Here is a 19,227-nt window from a genome sequence, read left to right on the forward strand (position 1 = left end):
TCGGGCGGCCCGGTGGCGCCGGGCCGGCACGGCGGGCGGGTGGGGCCGTCGCCGGTCGGTGGAAGATCGTCGTGCCGGATGAGGCGCGAGTAGGCTGTGCCGCGATCGTCCGCGACCGTGAAGGAGCCGTGCATGACCGCCGACCCGACGATGGCCCGGATCGCCCAGGGTGTGGAGCTGAACCACCAGCAGGGCCGGCGTGACGACGCCCGCGAACTGTTCGCGCGCATCTGGGACGACATCGGCGGCGAGCAGGGCGATCCGCTGCACGTCTGTGTCCTCGCCCACTCGATGGCCGACGTGCAGGACGACGTGCGCGAGGAGCTGATGTGGGATCTGCGGGCGCTCGCCGCCGTCGGCGCCATCACGGACGAGCGGGTGGCCGAGGCCGGGGTGCCGCTGTCGGTGGCCGGCCTGTATCCGTCGTTGCACCTCAACCTGACCGAGTGCTACCGCAAGCTGGGCGAGCTCGACCACGCCCGTGAGCACCTCCAGCAGGCACGGGACGGGATCGGCGCGCTCGGCGACGACGACTACGGGCGGCTCATCAAGGGCGGCCTGGAGCAACTGGCCGCCCGGCTGGACGAGACCGTCTGACCGCGACGGTCCGGTGTCAGAGGGTGCGGAGCCGGTCCAGGGCCGACTGGCTTGCTTCGTCCGCGGCGCGGTAGATCACCAGGAGCTGGTCCGGATCCTGGAGCGGCGTCAGCGTCTCGAACCGTACGTCGATCGTCCGGATGCTTCTGGGCCACGTTCGACGTGGACGGGGGCCGCCGTTTCAGCTCTGAGTCGGCCGTTCCACCGCGGTCCTGATCCGGGCGGCCAAGGGCGTCAGCGACGACAGCGGCAGCTCCCGGTGCGTCCACGCCTGCCGCAGGTCGTCGGTGGCGTAGCGGGGCAGCAGGTGCAGGTGGAAGTGGAACACGCTCTGCCAGGCCGTGGCGCCGGTGGCGTGCCAGATGTTCATCCCGCCCGGTTCCAGCGCGCGGCGCAGCAGGTCGGCGGTGTGCACGGCGCCGCGCATCAGCAGGCCCGCGCGGTCCGGGCCGATGTCGGTCAGGTCGCGGCAGTGCTCGCGCGGGACGACCAGGGTGTGGCCGCGGGTCGCCTGCGAGATGTCGAGGAAGGCGACCACGTGCTCGTCGGAGTGGACGATCGCGGCGGGGATGTCGCCGGCGATGATGCCGCAGAACGTACACGTGCCGGCCATGTCGGGCCTTCCTCTCACTCGGTCGCGCCGCCCGCCGCTTTCCGCTGCGGTTGTCCGAAAAATTACGGCATTGACGGCCATATCGCGCAGGTGTCAGGATCTTGCCCACAAGAGTGGCGAGCGGGACTCACGTTGATTCTCGGGTCCTTCGCCGGTCGTCGTACGGGGAGTCTCCCCGGCTTGAGGTCGAGAGCGAGGAGATGTCGATGAAGAAGAAGAAGCTCGAAGTCAAGATCAGGAAGCTCGAGAAGATCGAGACCACCATCAACCGCGGCGGACAGAGCGGTTGATCTACTGACACACGGAACCGGCCGGAGGAGATCCGGCCGGTTCCGCTTTTCATGAGAAGGAGAAGGTGACGAGTGCGCCTGCCCAGGGTCAAACGCGTTCACCAGCCGTTCCTGCTGCCGGGCAACCGCATCGTCATCGGGCTGTCCCAGTTCGGGGTGGCCTCCGAGATCGCCGACGACGACGAGGGCAGCATCGCCGCGATCGTGGCCCTCATGGACGGCACCAGGACGGTCGACCAGATCTGCGCCGACTTCACCGCGAGCCGTCCCGACGTGGACGACGACAGCGTGCGCGACGTCGTCGCCGGCCTGATCGAGGGCGGCTTCATCGAGGACGCCGGAGCGCCCGTACCGGCGAACCTCACCGAACGCGACCTCGCCCGGCACGAGTCGGCGCGCCACTTCTTCAGCTGGATCGACACCGAGCCGCGCAGGTCACCGCACGAGGTCCAGTCCAGGATCAAGGCGGCCCGGGTGAGCCTGCTCGGCGTGGGCGGCACCGGATCGGCCGTGGCGGCGGGGCTGGTGTCGAGCGGCATCGGAGCGCTGCGGATCGCCGACTTCGACCGCGTCGAGGAGTCGAACCTGACCCGCCAGCTCCTGTACGCCGAGTCGGACGTGGGCGAGCCCAAGGTCGACCAGGCCGTCGCCCGGCTGCGGGCGATGAACGGCTCGGTCGCGGTGACCGGCAGCGACACCAGGGTGACCGGCCCCGACGACGTCGTGGAGCTGATGAGCGGCTACGACCTGTTCGTCCTGTGCGCCGACGAGCCCCATCCCGAGATCGTCCAGTGGACCAACGAGGCCGCCCTGCGGACCGGCACCCCGTGGTTCATGAGCCTCTACACCGGGCCGATGGTCGTCGTGGGCTCGTTCGTGCCCGGCGAGACCGGCTGCTGGGCCTGCCTGGACCGGCAGGAGGAGGCACGCAAGGAGAAGGAGCTCGGGCGGCTGCTGCCCGAGTCACGGCCGAACGCGGTGGTCGCGGCCAGCGCGAACATCAGCGGCCACCTCTGCGCGCTGGAGGTGCTGTATCAGCTCGGCGGCCTGCCGGCACAGACCCGCGGCAGGGTCTTCCACTGGAACATGGCCGTCTGGGACCACCAGTACTTCATCGACGTCCCGCGTGACGACGACTGCCCGCTGTGCGGGCCGGGGGCCGGGTGAGCGTCCCGGCGGCCGAGGTCGGCGCGGGCAGCGTCGTACGTCTGCACCCGCTCGTCGTCCGTCCCGGCGACGACGACCCGGAGACGATCGTGGCCGGCCGCCCGGACCTCGGCGAGTTCGTCGAGCTGCCCGCGGTGTGCGCAGAGGTGATCCGGCTGCTCGGCGAGGGGCGTCCGGTCGCGGACGTCGAAGCCGCCGTCGCCGACGAGCACGACGTCGAGCTGGACGTGGCCGACTTCGTGGAATCGCTCGCCGACCTCGAGTTCGTGGCCGAGATCGACGGGCGGCCGGTGCCGGGGACCGCGCCGAAGGCCGCCCACTTCGCGGGCATCACCGAGCGGCACGTACGCCCGCTCTTCGCCCGGCCCGTCAGGCTGGTCTGGCTCGCCGTCGTCGCGGCCGCGGCGCTGACCGTCATCGTGCGACCGGGCCTGTTCCCCCATCACCGTGACTTCTTCTGGAGCGAGTACACCGGGCTCTCCGTGCTGGTCAACACGGCCTTCTTCTCCGTCGTCGCGAGCGTCCACGAGATGATGCACCTGCTGGCGGCGCGTTCGCTCGGCGCCCCGGCACGCATCGCGTTCGGCACCCGGCTGCACTACCTCGTCGTGCAGACCGACGTCACCGCCATCTGGGGAGTTCCGCGCCGGCGCCGCTACCGCGTGTACCTGGCCGGGATGGCCTCCGACCTCTTCCTCATCGCCACGATGCTGCTGGCCGTGGCGTACCTGCCGCTGTCCGGCTTCGCCGAGGCGCTGCTGCGGGCCTTCATCCTGACCACGCTGCTGTGCCTGCCCCTCCAGGCCCAGATCTACATGCGGACCGACCTCTACTTCGTGCTGCGCGATCTGCTCCGGTGCAAGGACCTCTTCGGGGACGGGCTCCGTTACGTCCGGTATTTGCTCGCCCAGGCGCTCGCCGTGGTCAAGAAGCCCGCCTCGCCCGCCACCGACCCCACCGGCGAGCTGGCCCCGCACGAGCGGCGTGCCGTGCGGATCTACGCCGTCGCTCTCGCCCTGGGCGGTTCCGTCACGCTGACGGTCTTCGCCTTCTACGGCGGCCCGATCATCGTCAACGGGCTGGCCCACGCGTTCGCCGCCGTCCGGGAGGGTCTGCGCGGCGGGTCCGTGGTCGCCGCGGTCGACGCCGCGCTGCTCATCCTGGTCGAGGGCGGCATCCAGGTGATGTTCCTGGTGACGTTCTTCAGGACGCGCCGCCCGTGGCTCCGCCGGTCGAGGTCGTGACCGGGGCTTGTCCGGTCGCCTTCGGTAGCCGTATGGTCACCGCATGGAGCGGGACGGGCCTGACGTTCATCTCGTCGCGCATGCCTCTGGGGAGGCCGTCGTCCACCAGGCGGCGCGTGACCAGCATTTTCACTACGGCGACGGGGTGCGCGGGCGGCGGCGGGGCGAGACCACCGGGGACGAGTGCCCGTACCCGGGGCTGGCTTCGTTCGGGCGGGATCAGGCCCGGTGGTTCTTCGGGCGGGACGAGGTGGTCGCGGAGCTGATCGACCGGCTCGACGGGCGGCTGGAGCGGGGCGGGCCGCAGCTCGTGGTGGCTCCGTCCGGGGCGGGGAAGTCGTCGTTGTTGCGGGCCGGGCTGGTGCCCCGGCTGGCCGCGGGGGCGCTGCCCGGGTCGGCGGGGTGGGCCGTGCTGACCCTGACGCCAGGGGCCGATCCGTTGCGGGCGCTGGCCGCGGCGATCAGCACGCGTACCGGCGGGCAGGCCGAGGAGGTGGCCGAGGCGCTGGCCGCCGATCCGGGCAGCGGCGCGCGCCTGTTGCGCGCGGCCGGCCTGCCGGGGCGGACGGTGCTGATCGTCGATCAGTTCGAGGAGGTCTTCACACTGTGCGGCGCGCAGTCGCGGCGGGTGGCCTTCATCGAGGCGCTGGACCGCCTGGCCGGGCCGGGGCAGGCGCTGGTGGTGGCGGGGCTGCGGGCCGACTTCTATCCGGCCTGCGCCGGGTACGCGGCGTTGCGGCGGGCGTTGCAGGATCGGCAGCTCCTGGTCGGGGCCATGAGCCTGGAGCAGGTACGCGAGGCGATCCTCTATCCGGCGCAGGATGCCGGGCTGGAGGTCGAGCCGGGCCTGACCGAGCTGCTGCTGCGCGACCTCGGCGTCCGCGACGACGGCGTACGTGACCTCGGCGTCCGTGACGGCAGCGGTCGTGACGGCGGCGCGGGCGAGGGTTACGAGGCCGGACGGCTGCCGCTGCTCGCGCACGCGCTGCGGGCCACCTGGCAGCAGCGGCACGGCTCGTCCCTGACCGTCCAGGGTTACCGCGACGCCGGCACCATCCACCGGGCCATCGCCAAGACCGCCGAACTCGTGCACACGGCGCTGGCCCCCGGCGCCCGGCAGGCGGTGCGGCCGCTGTTCCTGCGCCTGGTCAAGCTCGGCGACCACGGCGAGGACACCCGCCGCCCGCTGTCCAGGCACGACGTGGTGGGCGAAGCGGCCGTGGCCGCGCTGACGGCCTTCACCGACGCCCGGCTGATCACCCAGGACGCGGGCACGATCCACATCACGCACGAGGCGCTGCTGCGCGAATGGCCGCGGCTGCGCGGCTGGCTCGACGCCGACCGCGCCGGCGGCCTGCTCCGCCAGAACCTGGAGGACACGGCCGCTGCCTGGACGCGCTCCCGCCACGACGCTGCACTGCTGTACCGAGGCAGCCGCCTGGAAGCCGCCCAGCGGAGTACCCGGGAAGGCGGTGGGCTGAGTCCGGCCGGGCGGGAGTTTCTGGCCGCGTCGGTGCGGGCGCGGCGGCGGGGGCGGCGGCTGCGTACCGGCGGCACGGCGGTGCTGACCGTGCTGACCGTGGTGGCCGGCGCCGCCGCCGTGTTCGCCTCCGCGCAGCGGAGCGAGGCGGTACGCCAGCGCGACACCGCGCTCTACCACCGCATCCTGGCCGAGTCCGACCGGACCGCCGGCACCGACGTGGCGCTGTCGGCGCAACTGGCGCTGCTCGCCCACCGCAGGCGCCCGCCCGGTCAGCCGCCGGGCGACACCTCCACGCGCCTGCTCACCACCCAGCACGTCCCGCTGCCCGCGCAGCTCACGGGACACCGCGGCGACGTCAACCAGGTGGCGTTCACCCCGGACGGCCGCACCCTGGTCAGCGCCGGCGGCGACGGCACGGTACGCCTGTGGGACGTGACCCGGCGCCAGGGCAGGACCCTCACCGGGCACGCGGGGCCCGTCTACGCGCTGGCGATCGACCGCGCGGGCACGACGGTGGCGAGCGCGGGCAGCGCGGGCGAGGTCCGGCTGTGGGACGTGACCGACCCCGCCGGGCCGGGCCCGAAGGGCATCCTGGCGACGGGCTCGGCCGAGGACGTCAACCACGTGGCGTTCAGCCCGGACGGCAGGACGCTGGCCGCGGCCGGGAACGCGGGCACGATGTGGCTGTGGGACACCACCCACCCCGAACGTCCCTGGCGCGGGCTCAAGCACCACGACTCGGCCGTCCACGCGGTCGTCTTCAGCCCGGACGGTCACACCATGGCCAGCTCGGACGCGGACGGTGTGGTGAGATTGTGGGACATATCCGCCAAGGGCGGGCCTGCCCCGCGCGTCCACCGGCGGATCGGCTCCGGCGGCGTGCCGGTCAACGCACTGGCGTTCAGCCCGGACGGGAAGCTCCTGGTCAGCAGCGGCACCGACCGTGCGATCAGGGTGTGGGACGTGACCGTGCCCGGCCGGATCGAACCGCGCGCCAACCCCGTCCCGGGCCACACCAACACCGTCCGCGCACTGGCCTTCAGCCCCGACGGCATCACCCTCGCCAGCAGCGGCGACGACCAGACGATCCGGATGTGGGACCTGACCTCACCCTTCTGGCCCGTCCCGCGCGGGCGCCCGCTCACCGGGCACCGGGACAACGTCTGGGGCCTGGCGTTCAGCCCCGACGGCGCCGTCCTGGCCAGCGGCGGCGACGATGACGTCATCCGCCTGTGGCACCTGCCGGCCGGCCAGCGCTCCGCGCACGCGGGCGGCGTCACCACGACGGCCTTCAGCCCGGACGGGCGCGTCCTGGCCAGCGGCGGCGGCGACCGCACCGTAAGACTGTGGGATGTCACCGACCGGCCGCGCCCTCGCGGCAGCGCGGGTCACTCCGGTTACGTCTACGCGGTCGCGTTCAGCCCCGACGGCCGCACCCTGGCCAGTGGCGGCGCCGACCGTACCGTAAGGCTGTGGGACGTGACCGGCCGCCCCTCCTCCCGCGGCCCGCCACTGCGCGGCCACGCCGGCGCCGTGCGCGCGGTGGCCTTCAGCCCCGACGGCCGCACTCTGGCGAGCGGAGACGCGGCCGGTGTGGTGAGAATGTGGGACGTCACCGATCCGGACCGTCCTACGCTCCGCGGCCGTCCACTGCCCAGCCGTCCGCTGCCGGGATACTCCGGATTCGTCCACGGGCTGGCGTTCAGCCCCGACGGCACGACCCTGGCCGCCGCTACCCGCGACAAGTCGGTACGGCTTTGGGACGTGCGCGACCCCGGCCGTCCCGCCGAACGCGACCGGCTGGTGACCGGCCACACCGGGAGCGTCCGCGCGGTGGCGTTCAGTCCTGACGGCCGCACCCTGGCCAGCGCGGGCGAGGACCGCCAGGTGCGGCTGTGGGACCTCACCGGCCGCACGGCGAGCCGCCGCCTCACCGGGCACACCGGCGCGGTCTTCTCAGTGGCCTTCAGCCCCGACGGCCGGACATTGGCCAGCGCGGGCGCCGACGGCTCGCTCCGTCTGTACGACGTACGCGATCCGGCGCGTCCCGCCGTGCGCGGCGGCCCGCTCACTGCGCACACCGACAATGTCATGGCGGTGGCGTTCAGCCCCGACGGCACCAGGCTGGCCAGTGGTGGCAACCACTACGTGGTGTCGCTGTGGCACCTCGACGAGGAGCGGGCCGCCCGCCGCGTCTGCGCCCTCACCCGGCTCACCCCGCAGGACTGGCGCGAGCACGTCGGAGCCGACCTCCCGTACGCCCCGCCCTGCGGCCGAGACACCGGCGGCACGGGAGCTATCCGTTCCGTACGGGGGCCATCGCGTCCAGGGCGGTGAGCGCGTCGGCCTCGCGCAGGTTGTTGAGCTGCCGGAACAGCGCCAGCGCCTGCCGCCTGGCCCGTCTGGCGGCGTCGTGGTCCTCTTTGGCGTGCCGCGCGGCGCCCAGGGCCTTGAGCGCGAGAGCCTGCTCGTACGTGTTGCCGGTCTGGCGGCTGATCCCGACCGCGTCCAGCAGGTGGCGGCAGGCGGCCTCGTGCTCTCCCGCGGCGTGGTCGAGCTCGCCGCGCTGCCGCAGGCCGACGCTCTGGCCGAGCGGGACGACGTACTCGTCGAAGACCTTCAGCGCGCGCTCGACGAGGTCGCGCGCGTCCGGCTGCCGCAGCACCCGGCCGAGATCGCCCGCGGCGAGCAGCAGGTACGCCTCCAGCACCCGCTCACCCCGGCCACGGCACACATCGATGTGCTCCTGGAGCCGGCCCCACGTCTGCCGCGCCGCGCCGTCCCTGCCGGGCGTGGCGGCCAGCTCCCACAGGGCGAGCACCCGGTCGTGGATGGCGCCGCTGCGCTCGGCGAGCTGGAAGCTGAGCTCGGCGTAGCGGGCGGCGTTGACGTCGTGTCCCTGCTCACGCGCCATGATGGCCCGCAGGTACCACAGGCGACCGAGGCCCAGGGCGTATCCGGCCGACCTCGCCTCCATCATGGTCTCGGTGACGAGTTCGAGCGCCTGGTCGAAGTTGCCCTTGTGGCGCAGCGCGAACCCGCACAGGAACAGGGCGTCGATCTTCGCGTGCCGGTCGCCGGTCCGGCGGAACGTCTCCAGCGCGGACTCCGCCCCGACCAGGATGACCCCCGACGGGGCTCTGAACCCGATCATCCGCAGGAAGCCCAGGTTGCGCAGCATGACGGCCTCGCCGCGCCGGTTGCCCGCCCGCACGCACGCCTGGCGGGCCAGCTCGTGGGTGCGCAGCCAGTCGTGGTAGAAGCCGCGTACGGCGAAGTAGTTGATCGCGGTGGCGGCGAGCTCCCACGCGGTGTCGTCGTCCAGCCCGGCCGCGCCCGCCTGGGCGATGAGCGCGGGCAGGCAGGCGCGCTCGCTGTCGAACCACGCCGTGGGGTTCGCCTGGGTGGCGCGGACGATGGCCGGGTCGGCCGGCCACCGGGGGGCGGATCCGCGGATGTCGGCGGCGACGCGTTCGGCGAGCAGCCGGTCGGCGCTTTCCGCGAGGGAGAGCCAGGCGCCGAGCGCGCGGGTGCGCAGCCGGGCGTGCGTCTCCGGCGGGTCCTCGTGCTCGGCGCGCTCGCGGGCGTACAGGCGGACGAGGTCGTGCAGGCGGTAGCGGTTCTGGCCCAGCCCGTCGGTGCCGGACCAGGTGAGCAGCTGGGCGTCGAGGAGGGAGTCCAGGTGGCTTTCCGCCTGTTCGACGGAGACGTCCAGCATCGCGGCGGGCAGCCAGGCGGCGAAGTCGGGCACGTCGAGCAGGCCCAGCGAGCGGAAGAAGAGCCGGCTCCCCGGCTCCAGCCCGGCGTAGCTGAGCTCCAGGCTGGCCCGGACCGCCAGGTCGCCCTCGGAGAGCTCGTCCAGCCGCTGCCGTTCGTCCATCAGCCGGGTGGCCATGCGCTCCAGCGGCCAGTGCGGGCGGGCGGCCAGCCGTCCGCCCGCCACCCGGATGGCCAGCGGCAGGTAGCCGCACAGCCGCACGATCGTCTCGGCCACCTCGGGGGCGCCGGCCGGGCGCTCCTCGCCGACGATCCTGGTCAGCAGGTGCCGGGCCGCCTCCGGGTCGAGGACGTCCAGGTGCAGCGGCTGGGTGCCGAGCCAGCCGAGCCGCCTCCTGGAGGTGACGATCACGGCGCAGCCGGGGCCGCCGGGGAGCAGCGGACGGAGTTGCCGTTCGCTCGCCGCGTTGTCCAGCACGACCAGCAGCCGGGAATGGGCCATGAACCCGCGGTAGCGTTCCGCGCGCTCCTCCGTGCTCGTGGGGAGCGCCCTGCCGTCGTCACCCAGCGCCGTGAGGAAGCGGGCCAGCACCTCGCCGGGGTCGGCCGGATGCTGCTCGGCCCCGTGCAGGTCGACGTAGAGCTGACCGTCGGGGAAATGGGTGCGGAGCTGGTGGGCGACGTGCACGGCGAGCGTCGTCTTGCCGACGCCGCCGTGGCCGCACAGCGCCGTCGCGGCGGGCGCGGTCGCCCCGTCGCCGCTGGTGAGCTGCTTCACGAGCAGGCGCACCTGCTCCTCGCGGCCGGAGAAGTCGGCGATGTCGGGCGGCAGCATGCACGGCGGCCTGGTCCCGGCCGGGCGGGCGCGGGCGGCCTGGCCCGGAGCGGCTGAGCCTCCGCCGCGCACCAGGCCGGCGGGAGCGGCGCCGCGCACGGGCCGCTCGTCCCGCAGGATGGCGCGCTCCAGGTCCCTGAGCTCCGCCCCCGGCTCGATGCCCAGCTCGTCCACGAACAGGCGGCGGGTCTCGCGGTAGACCTCCAGGGCCTCGGTACGCCGCCCGCACCGGTACAACGCCAGCATCTGCTGACGGCGCAGGTTCTCCCTGAGCGGATGCTCGGTGGTGAGCCGTTCCAGCCTCGGCAGCACGTCGGCGGGCCGGCCCAGCTCAAGGTCGGCGTCGATGCCGAGCTCCAGGGCGGTGAGCCGGCCCCGTTCCAGCCGGGCCCGCTCCATCTCGACCACAGAGGTCGAGGCCACGTCGGCCAGCGCGCCCGAGCCGTGCCAGAGGGCCAGGCCCTGCGACAGCCGGTCGGAGGCCGACTGCCACCGGCCGGCGGCCGCCTCAAGCTGTCCTTCCATGAGCAGCCGGTCGAAGACGCCGCTGTCCAGCGCCTGCGCCTCGGCCTGCAACTGGTATCCGGGTGGCCGGGTGAGCAGGCGGCGCCCGAGCCCGTCGCCCAGGACCCGCCGCAGGCGCATCACGTACGCGTGGATCGTGTTGTGCGCGGAGGCGGGCGGGCGTTCGCCCCAGAGCTCGTCGATGAGCCGGTCGATCGAGACCATCCGGCCGCCCGCGAGCAGCAGCACGGCCAGCACGGCACGCTGCTGAGGTGCGCGGATCGTGGCCCATCCGTCACCGTCGGCGACCTGGAGGGGGCCGAGTAATCGAAACTCCACGACACTCTCCGTTCGCACGGGAATCGTCGCGATCATTATCAGCTCGATCAAGATCCGTGAGAAGAGACGCGGATCGAACTCCGCTGACGTACCCTCGCCGCGCGCCGTCCCGCCCCGCGGGCGGAGAGGTGACGCGGGCCGGGCGATGTGGCGCGAATGTGGCGCAGGCCGCCGCCGGCGAGCCGGCCGGATCAGGCCCCCGGCCAGGTGTTTCCTGTGGCCGGCCCGCTCGGGTGCACGGCGGCGGGAGGCGGCCGGCCCTGGAGGTGGCACGCCGGAACGTCAGCCTGCCGTCAGCCGGGCGTCATGACGGGCTCCCATCCTCCGAATCGGATGGTCCGGGTTCGACAACCACTCTCCGTAAACAGGAGGAACCACGTGCGCCGATTAGCACTGCCCGTCGCCCTCGCGGCGATGCTCGTCCCCTTCTCCGTCTCACCGTCCGTCGCCGCCGCCGCGCTGGACGAGCCGCCGCTGGCCGACGTCCAGGAGATCGGTCCCGGCCTGTACTCCGCCGATACGAAGACCTTCAAGCTCACCGAGCTGGACGTCTCGGCGGGCTCGGTCAGCCGCAAGCACGGCGTGGCGCTGACCGGCGGCGATCTGGCCCGGCCGCAGTCGGCCCCGGCCACCCGGCCCGAGCTGGGCGTGTTCGGTCCGGGCTGGCAGGCCGAGTTCGCCGGTGGGGCGATCAACCGCAAGCTGGAGGTCCAGAACGGCCTGATCGTCGTCACCGATCTGGAGGAGGGGACGCAGACCCAGTATCCGCTGGCCAGCGACGTCTCCAGCCCGGACGGAGGCAGCATCCGTACCTACGAGGCCGGCAACGGATCCACGATCACGCAGCTCACCAAGTGGGACGCGAACCTCGGCGTCATGCGCACCACGACGACCGAGACGCTGAAGACGGATCCCGGCCCCGTCGAGGCGGACGACGACGCCTTCGCCGACGCCGACGGCGCCCCCATCGGCCAGGGAGCTCTCCAGCTCAAGTACACCTGGGCCCGGCCGGCCGGGGCGCCGAGCGCCGACCCCTGGCGGGTGACCAGCGTGGGCACCGCCGCCTTCGGCTCGTCCACGATCACGTACGACGCCCAGGGCCGCGTCAGCACCGTCGGGGAGCCGGCCGGCGCCGGCACCCCGGAGACCGTCACCAGGTTCACCTACGCCGCGGCCACCACGGCGGCGGGTGACACCTTCGGCGACTTCGCCGGCCGGCTCAAGTCGATCTCGGTGGCGTACGGGACCGAGGCGCCGCTGACCGAGGCCACCTACGCCTACGACCCGAACGGCCTGCTGCGCGGTATGGCCGACCCGAGCGAGGGCACCGTCCAGGCGACCTACGACTACGACCCGACGGGCCGTCTGTCGACGATCCAGTCCTCGAGCAACGGCGGCTGGCAGCTCACCTTCCCGGCCGGCGCCGCCGCTCCCGCGGTGACCGCCACCGACCCCGACATGCCGGAGAACGGCGGGGAGACCGAGGGCGCGGCCGGGCTCGACGACCCCGACGCGACCGAGCCGCCGGCCAGCGACTTCCTGCCGGACGGCGTGGACCCGCCGCAGTCCTACCCGCGCAAGTGCAACACGGCCAAGGAATGGATGTGGTACACGACCAAGGGCTGCTCGGCCTGGGCCTTCCACGGCGGCAAGTTCCGCAAGCCGGCCTGGAAGCGCACCGCCAACGGCTTCAAGGTCAGGGGCATCACCTACGACCACTGCACGAAGTCGCCCGACAAGCCGCACAACTTCGACTTCCGCCCGGCCTGTGACTCCCACGACTACGGCTACGGCCTGATGGCCAACAAGAAGAAGAAGTACAAGTACTACCTCGACAACACGCGCTCGAAGAAGCTCGACGTGGACAACCGCTTCTACATCACCCTGCGCGACAAGGTGTGTGGCGGCTACTTCATCCTGGTACGCCCCGACTGCCGGGCATGGGCGGTCGTCTACCACAAGGCCGTCAAGAAGTTCGGCAACCCCTGACTCCGCTGACCCGCCACCCCTGACCTGCTCGGTGGCCCTCCTCCGACCGGATGGCGGCATCGGCCGCCATCCGGTCGCGCCACGAACCGCGAGCAGGGCACCGGCGGCCCCACCGCAGGCCCGCGACCCACGAACCACTCAGCGCCACAGATCTCGCTGGAAGAGGCGACTCCCTGCCATGAAAAGATCGCTGCCCCTCGTTTTGGCGTTAGCTGTCACGACACTCCTGGGCGCTCAGGTGGCGCCGGCGACCGCGGCGCCGAGCCCGGCGCCGGTCAGCCCGGCCCCGAATCCGGCGCCGGCGACCCTGCCGCCGAAACCCGCCCGCACTGTCACCTCGAACGCGGAGCGTCCGGTCATCGATCCCGCCCTGCCCTCGAAGACGGACGACGGCCGCAAGATCCGCGTCAACGTGGTCACCAAGTCCCGGAGCGACCTTCCCGCCGCGACCGCCGCCGGCACGCCGCTGCGCACGTTCTCCCGCTATCCGGTGGTCACCCTGCGGGTGGACGCGGCCGGCCTGAACCGGCTGCAGTTGCAGACCGGCGTGGTGAGCGTCACCGAGGACGTCCCCGTCCCCCCGGTGCTCGCTCAGAGCGTTCCCCTGATCGGCGGTGACAAGACCAGGACCGAGGGCCTGACCGGCGCCGGCACCGCGGTCGCGGTGCTGGACACCGGGGTGGCCCGCACCCACCCGTTCCTGACCGGCCGGGTCGTGGCCGAGGCCTGTTTCTCGCCGTCCGACGCCGAGTACGGCGCCTCCAGCCTGTGCCCGAGCGGCGAGGACGAGCAGGAGGGCACCGGAGCGGCCGACACCGACCAGGGCCCCTGCGCGGTCGCCCCGCTCAACTGCGCCCACGGCACGCACGTGGCGGGCATCGCCGCCGGGAACGGCGCGAACGTCAGCGGAGCACCGCCGGCCGGCGTGGCCCCCGGCGCGAACGTGGTCGCGATCCAGGTGTTCAGCAGGTTCGGCACCGACGAGTTCTGCGGCACGGGCGCCTCTCCGTGCGTGCTCAGCTTCACCAGCGCCCAGCTCTCGGGGCTGGAGAAGGTCCTGGAGCTCAAGGAGTCCGGCGTCCCGCTCGTGGCCGCCAACCTGAGCCTCGGCTCCGGCCGCTACACCGCGGACTGCGGGGAGACCGACCTGCGCGGTCCTGTCATCGAGGACCTGCTGGCCGAGGGCGTGGCCACCGTGATCGCCGCGGGGAACGACGGCTACAACGACGCCGTCGCCGCTCCCGCCTGCGTCTCCTCCGCCATCACCGTGGGCAGCACCACCGACGAGGACGGCGTCTCCACCTTCAGCAACCGTGGCGCGCTGCTCGACCTGATGGCCCCCGGCACCGGGATCGTCTCCTCAGTGCCCGGCGCCAAGTGGGCGAGCATGAACGGCACCTCGATGGCCGCCCCGCACGTCACCGGGGCGTTCGCCGTACTCCGCCAGAAGTTTCCGGCCAAGAGCGTCGACGAGCTCCTCACGCTGATGAAGAGCACGGGCCGGCCCATCACGAACGGCTCCGCCGTCACCCCCCGGCTGCAACTGGACGCCGCCGCCCTCGGCAGCACCCCGGAGGAGCCCGACCCGGAGGACCCCAAGGGCCAGTGGTCGCGCTTCTTCATCAACTCCAACAAGTACAAGATCCCGGATCCGGGCAAGGTGGACTCGCCGCTCCCGGTGACCGGCATCAAGGGCTCAGGACCCGTGTACCTGCACATCTGGGTCTACGTCGTGCACACCTGGGTCGGCGACCTGAAGATCGAGCTGGTCGCCCCGAACGGCACGATCTACAACCTGCAGAACCCCTCCCCCAGTGACGCCACGTCGCTGTCGGAGGTCTACCGGGTGAACGCCAGCAAGCTGACGACGGTGAACGGGACGTGGAAGCTGCGCGCCACCGACGCCTACAAGGGCGACACCGGCACCATCAGCTCCTGGTCCATGGACATCCCCTTCTACGAGAACACCGACGAGTACGCCATCCCCGACAGCGGCGTCGTGGAGGCGCCCATCACGGTCACCGGGTGGTTCCCCGGCAACGCCTACGACGACGTGACGATCGGCGTGGACATCGATCACACCTGGTGCGGCGACCTGCAGATCGACCTGGTCGCCCCGAACGGCTCGGTCTCCAAGCTGCTGCTGCCGGATCCCACCGACGACGGGGACGGGATCTCGAAGACCTTCTGGGTGGACGCGAGACAGTTCCCGGCCAACGGCACCTGGAAGCTACGCGTCAAGGACGTCACCGCCGGCGACGTCGGAACCCTCAGGAGCTGGTGGCTCAAGTTCTGACCCGCCAACCCACCGATGCCCCGGCCGCCGACCCGGCGACCGGGGCGTCCGGCCTACGTCAGCTCGCGCTTGAGGATCTTGCCGGTGGCCGTCAGCTACAGCGCGTCGGCGATCTCGAAGACGCGCGGGTACCTGTACGCGGCCATCCGCTCCTTCGACCGCAGCCAGACCTGGGGGTCGCGGAAGGCGTCGATGCCGTCGGGGGTGCCGGTGACGATGACGTCGCCCGGCGCCAGGGTCATCGCCTCGGACTGGACGGCGATCAGCTCGGCCACCCCGGAGATCATGTCCTCGGTGCCGGCGTCCTGCATGACCTCGCCGTTCAGGATGGTCCTGATGCGCAGGCCACGGCAGCCGTCGGGCAGCTCGTCGGGCGTCACCAGCTCCGGCCCGAACGCGCCGGTGGCGTCGAACGCCTTGCCCATCGTCCGCTGCCGCGACTTCGTCTGGAGATCCCGGACCGAGCCGTCGTTGAAGAGGGAGTAGCCGGCGACGTGGCCGAGCGCGTCGTGCCGGGCGATGTGGCGGCCGCCCTTGCCGATCACCACGGCGAGCTCGCGTTCGTAGTCGAGCAGCGCGGACGCGTTCGGCCGGACCAGCGGGGCGCCGTGCGCGACGAGGCCGTCGGCGAGCCTGGCGAACACCGCCGGATAGTCCGGCACCTCGAATCCGCTCTCCTGCGGGTGCGAGCGGTAGTTCAGCCCGACGCAGAGGATCTTCTCCGGCCGGGTGACCGGCGGCAGCAGGGTGACGTCGGTCAGCGCGAACTCGGGCTCAGCGCGGCAGGTGGGCGACGAGGGCGTCCGACATCGCCTTGACCATCCCGCTCTCGTTGAGCACGCCGGAGAAGGCGCCGGCCGCGAGGATGAGCGAGATCACCATGACGACGGTCCCGGCGTGCGGCTTCAGCTTCTCGTTCTGCACGCGCAGGCTCGGCCAGTTGATCGTGACGGCGAGCGAGAACGCGATCACGGCCAGGGCCGGCAGGCCGAACACCGTGGGGATGAGGACGAGACCGGCGACCGCCGAGATCCTCTTGGTCATCACTAAGACCGTGAACAGGCAGATGGACCCGAAGCCCAGCGCAGCCAGCATGTCCGCTTCCTTCCAGCCTTGACGGACCCCGTCGGCCTTTCCCCTGGTCACAGGCTAGGTCGGGGCGAATGGGCGGCTCATCACACGAGCCGGGGACCCTCGTCCTCTGATCGGGGGACTCACGCGCGGACGCGACGATGCCAGGTGGGCCTTTCGGCAGCCGAAGGGGGCCGAGGGGGACGGTAGGCTTTCGCGCCAGGAAAGACGCGTGGCGGAGGTCGGGGCCGTGCCGGAGTCTGTCGACGACCTGAGGTTCTTCACGGTCGTGGCCGCGAGCGAGACGCTGACGGCGGCCGCCCGCGGGCTGGGGTGCTCCCTTCCCGTGGTGAGCAAGCGGCTCGCGGCGATGGAGCAGCGCCTCGGCGTGCGTCTCGTCCGGCGTGGCACCCGCAGACTGGTGCTCACCTCCGAGGGAGCCGCGCTCGCGAAGGGCATCGGCCCGATCCTCACCGACGTGCAGCGGCTGGAGGAGGAGATCTCCGGCGGCTCGGGCGACCTGCGCGGGACGCTCGTCGTGGAGTCGTCGCTCGGCATCGGACGGGCGCACGTCGGCCCGCTGCTCGGTGAGTTCGGCGCGCGGCATCCGCAGCTCGGCATCCAGCTCACCACGACGCCCCTTCCGGTCAGCCCGCACCGGCGCGACTTCGACGTGGCGATCCACGTGGGCCCGCTGCACGACTCGACCCTGCGGATGCGGCGGCTCGCGGAGAACCGGCGCGTGGTGTGCGCGTCACCCGCCTACGTCCGTGAGCACGGCGAGCCGGGAACGCCGCACGAGCTGGCCGGCCACAACTGCATCCTGCTCCGCGAGAACCAGGGCGACTACGCGCTGTGGCGCTTCGGCGCGGGCGCGGACGAGTTCCGGGTCCGGGTCGCCGGCACGCTGTCCAGCGACGACGGCGACGTGGTGACCGGATGGGCGCTGGAGGGCCGCGGGCTCATCATGCGTTCCACCTGGCAGGTGGCCCCCTTGCTGAAGGACGGGCGGCTCGTCCAGGTGCTGGCGGACGTGCCCACGCCGCCCGCCGACGTGTACGCGCTGCACGCCCACACCGACCATGTCCCCGCCCGGGTGACGGCGGTGCTGGACTTCCTGGGCGAGCGGCTGCCCGAGCGGCTGGCCTCGGCGTGAAAGGTCACCTTTCGCCGGCGGGGGTTATCCCGCCGGGGTGAGCGCCGTTACGGTGCTGCGCGTACCACCCGACGGAGAAGTGAGCGCTCGGCCGATGTCCCTCATCCTCATCACCACCGACTACCTCCAGCCCGGCGACCCGGTCGACGTGTACCTGAAGGAGCACGGTCACGAGACGGTGCACGCGCCGCTGCGGGGGCGCCGCGACCGCGACGAGCTGGTCCGGCTGCTCGACGGTGTCGAGGGCGCGCTCATCGCCAACGAGCCCATGACGGCCGACGTCCTCGCCGCGGCGCCGGCCCTGAAGGCCGTGGTGCGGTCAGGTGTGGGGTACGACTCCGTTGACGTCGCCGCCGCCTCCGAGCTGGGGATCCTGGTCAGCAACCTGCCGGGGATCAACGCGAACGCCGTCGCCGAGTTCACCATGGGCGCGGTCCTGGCGGCGTCGCGGCGCCTGGTCGAGCTGGCCGCGGGTGTCGCCGGGGGCGGCTGGCCCCGTACGGACGGGCACGAGTTGCGGGGCTCGACCCTCGGCCTGATCGGGTTCGGCGCGGCGGCCCGCGCCGTGGTGCCGCTGGCCCGCGCGTTCGGGATGACCGTGCTCTGCCGCACCGCCATCGCGCCCGCCGCCATCCCGCCCGGCCCCGGCTCGCCCGCCGTCGCGTCCGGCCCCGGCTCGCCTGCCGCCGACGTGGAGTTCGTCGACCTCGACACCCTGCTGTCCCGCTCGGACGTCGTCTCCGTCCACACCGCCCTGACCCCCGCCACCCGCCACCTGATCGACGCCAGGGCGCTGAGCCTGATGAAGCCGACCGCGCTGCTGGTCAACACCGCGCGCGGCGCGATCGTGGACGAGAACGCCCTGGCCGCGGCCGTCCGTGACGGGGTGATCGCCGGGGCCGCCCTCGACGTGTGCGAGGTCGAGCCGCTGCCGGCCGGCAGCGTGCTGCGCGGCGTCGAGGGCATCACGGTGTACTCGCACATGGCCGGCCAGACGGTGGAGGCCCGCGAAGCCGCCGGGCGGGAGGGCGCGATCGAGCTCGTCAACGCCCTCGCCGGCCGGCCCGCGCACCGCGTCAACGACCCCTCGGTGCACCGGTTCCGCGTGCGGCTGGACGGCTCCGCCGGTCGTACGCACTGACGTCCTCGCGCGCGCTCGCCCGGCCAAAAAACGGAAGGAATCGACTGCGGGTGGCGGGCCGGCCGCATGCCGGTATTCAAACGCGGGGAAACGGTGCCATGAGCTGGCAGGGCAATCTCGGCGGGTACGTCGTGCTCGGCGGGGCGGGCCAGGTCCAGCGGCGCGACGGCGTACGCACGGGCCGTTTCGATGTCGCCGGCCTGGCGGTGCGGGTCGGCCGGGCCGGGGGTGCGGGCGATGGCCTGGACCGGGCGGTGCACGACGATGCCCGGCCCGTCCAGGGTGATCATGTTGTACGCGGCCAGGGCGCCCAGCGCGCGCTGCAGCCGCGGCGGCTCGGCCAGGCCGTCGAGCACGGTGCGGGGGATGCGCTCCGGCGCGTACCAGGCCAGGACGCGCAGCAGGTCCACCGCGAGCGGCACGCCGGCGAGCCGGTCGAGGTGACGTGCCAGACGCGGGCGATGGTGCGCCGGGCGTCGCCGCTCTCGGCGGGCTGGTCCAGCGTCTCGGCCGGGTACGCGGTGAGCAGGTCCAGGTAGGCGCCGAGCCGGTGCCGGCCCTGGCCGAGCCGGCTGGTGATCAGCACCCGCCCGGTCAGCGTACGGGCCGGCAGCGGCGTCACGTCGGAGGGGTGGGTGACGCTGTCCAGGACCAGCAGCCACCCCTCGTGGGCGGCCAGCCGCGCCGTGGCCCGCTCGGCGAGAGCCTCCGAGGGGAGTGCCGCGGCCGGCTCCGGCGGCGGCGCGGCGGCGAGGGCCGCCGGCCCCGCCCGCACCCCGGCCGGG

The 19,227-nt window shown here is 72.8% G+C and carries 15 protein-coding genes; 9 read left to right on the forward strand and 6 right to left on the reverse strand.

What is annotated here, in order from left to right:
• Positions 1 to 132 precede the first annotated feature (132 nt).
• Entirely contained in the window at positions 133 to 597 is a 465-nt protein-coding gene (locus ABFX54_RS21745) for a hypothetical protein (protein ID WP_346107446.1), read from the forward strand.
• A gap of 181 nt (positions 598 to 778) precedes the next feature.
• Here the strand turns inward: ABFX54_RS21745 and ABFX54_RS21750 are convergent, their stop codons facing one another.
• Positions 779 to 1,210 (reverse strand): HIT family protein, encoded by a 432-nt coding sequence (locus tag ABFX54_RS21750; protein WP_346107448.1) that lies wholly within the window; start codon positions 1,208 to 1,210, stop codon positions 779 to 781.
• 101 nt (positions 1,211 to 1,311) lie between these two features.
• Here ABFX54_RS21750 and ABFX54_RS21755 point away from each other — a divergent pair, with 101 nt between their 5' ends.
• The 4 genes from ABFX54_RS21755 to ABFX54_RS21770 all read left to right on the forward strand — a co-directional run bounded on the left by ABFX54_RS21755 (position 1,312) and on the right by ABFX54_RS21770 (position 7,731).
• Positions 1,312 to 1,500: a hypothetical protein gene (locus tag ABFX54_RS21755; protein ID WP_346107450.1), complete on the forward strand. Its 189-nt coding sequence runs from the start codon at positions 1,312 to 1,314 to the stop codon at positions 1,498 to 1,500.
• Between the two features lie 72 nt (positions 1,501 to 1,572).
• Complete coding sequence (locus ABFX54_RS21760; protein WP_346107452.1) at positions 1,573 to 2,667, forward strand: TOMM precursor leader peptide-binding protein; 1,095 nt, start codon at positions 1,573 to 1,575, stop codon at positions 2,665 to 2,667.
• Entirely contained in the window at positions 2,664 to 3,911 is a 1,248-nt protein-coding gene (locus ABFX54_RS21765; protein ID WP_346107454.1) for a PqqD family protein, read from the forward strand. The genes ABFX54_RS21760 and ABFX54_RS21765 overlap by 4 nt, the downstream gene beginning before the upstream one ends.
• Before the next feature lie 43 nt (positions 3,912 to 3,954).
• On the forward strand, positions 3,955 to 7,731 hold the full coding sequence (locus tag ABFX54_RS21770; protein WP_346107456.1) for an nSTAND1 domain-containing NTPase: 3,777 nt from the start codon (positions 3,955 to 3,957) through the stop codon (positions 7,729 to 7,731).
• On the opposite strand, the gene ABFX54_RS21775 is transcribed toward ABFX54_RS21770, so the two are convergent.
• Positions 7,691 to 10,789, reverse strand: coding sequence for an AfsR/SARP family transcriptional regulator (locus ABFX54_RS21775; protein WP_346107458.1), 3,099 nt, complete (start codon positions 10,787 to 10,789; stop codon positions 7,691 to 7,693). The genes ABFX54_RS21770 and ABFX54_RS21775 overlap by 41 nt on opposite strands.
• 378 nt (positions 10,790 to 11,167) lie before the next feature.
• Here ABFX54_RS21775 and ABFX54_RS21780 point away from each other — a divergent pair, with 378 nt between their 5' ends.
• The gene (locus ABFX54_RS21780) at positions 11,168 to 12,778 is read left to right on the forward strand and encodes a phospholipase A2 (protein WP_346107460.1); all 1,611 of its coding nucleotides are present in this window, start codon (positions 11,168 to 11,170) and stop codon (positions 12,776 to 12,778) included.
• Between the two features lie 234 nt (positions 12,779 to 13,012).
• Here ABFX54_RS21780 and ABFX54_RS21785 read toward each other — a convergent pair whose 3' ends face one another.
• On the reverse strand, positions 13,013 to 13,189 hold the full coding sequence (locus ABFX54_RS21785; RefSeq protein WP_346107462.1) for a hypothetical protein: 177 nt from the start codon (positions 13,187 to 13,189) through the stop codon (positions 13,013 to 13,015).
• A gap of 1 nt (position 13,190) precedes the next feature.
• On the opposite strand from ABFX54_RS21785, the gene ABFX54_RS21790 reads away from it, so the two are divergent.
• Positions 13,191 to 15,074, forward strand: coding sequence for a S8 family serine peptidase (locus ABFX54_RS21790; protein WP_346107464.1), 1,884 nt, complete (start codon positions 13,191 to 13,193; stop codon positions 15,072 to 15,074).
• Positions 15,075 to 15,169: 95 nt separating this feature from the next.
• On the opposite strand, the gene ABFX54_RS21795 is transcribed toward ABFX54_RS21790, so the two are convergent.
• Entirely contained in the window at positions 15,170 to 15,835 is a 666-nt protein-coding gene (locus tag ABFX54_RS21795; protein WP_346107482.1) for a fumarylacetoacetate hydrolase family protein, read from the reverse strand.
• Positions 15,836 to 15,848: 13 nt separating this feature from the next.
• Positions 15,849 to 16,169 (reverse strand): hypothetical protein, encoded by a 321-nt coding sequence (locus ABFX54_RS21800; RefSeq protein ID WP_346107465.1) that lies wholly within the window; start codon positions 16,167 to 16,169, stop codon positions 15,849 to 15,851.
• Between the two features lie 226 nt (positions 16,170 to 16,395).
• On the opposite strand from ABFX54_RS21800, the gene ABFX54_RS21805 reads away from it, so the two are divergent.
• Complete coding sequence (locus ABFX54_RS21805; RefSeq protein WP_346107467.1) at positions 16,396 to 17,301, forward strand: LysR family transcriptional regulator; 906 nt, start codon at positions 16,396 to 16,398, stop codon at positions 17,299 to 17,301.
• A gap of 37 nt (positions 17,302 to 17,338) precedes the next feature.
• The gene (locus ABFX54_RS21810; RefSeq protein WP_346107468.1) at positions 17,339 to 18,442 is read left to right on the forward strand and encodes a phosphoglycerate dehydrogenase; all 1,104 of its coding nucleotides are present in this window, start codon (positions 17,339 to 17,341) and stop codon (positions 18,440 to 18,442) included.
• A gap of 286 nt (positions 18,443 to 18,728) precedes the next feature.
• On the opposite strand, the gene ABFX54_RS21815 is transcribed toward ABFX54_RS21810, so the two are convergent.
• A partial coding sequence (locus ABFX54_RS21815; protein ID WP_346107470.1) for a hypothetical protein occupies positions 18,729 to 19,227 on the reverse strand: 499 nt, incomplete at its 5' end.

The sequence above is a fragment of the Nonomuraea maheshkhaliensis genome (genome assembly GCF_039529435.1).
Taxonomy (GTDB): Bacteria; Actinomycetota; Actinomycetes; order Streptosporangiales; family Streptosporangiaceae; genus Nonomuraea; species Nonomuraea maheshkhaliensis.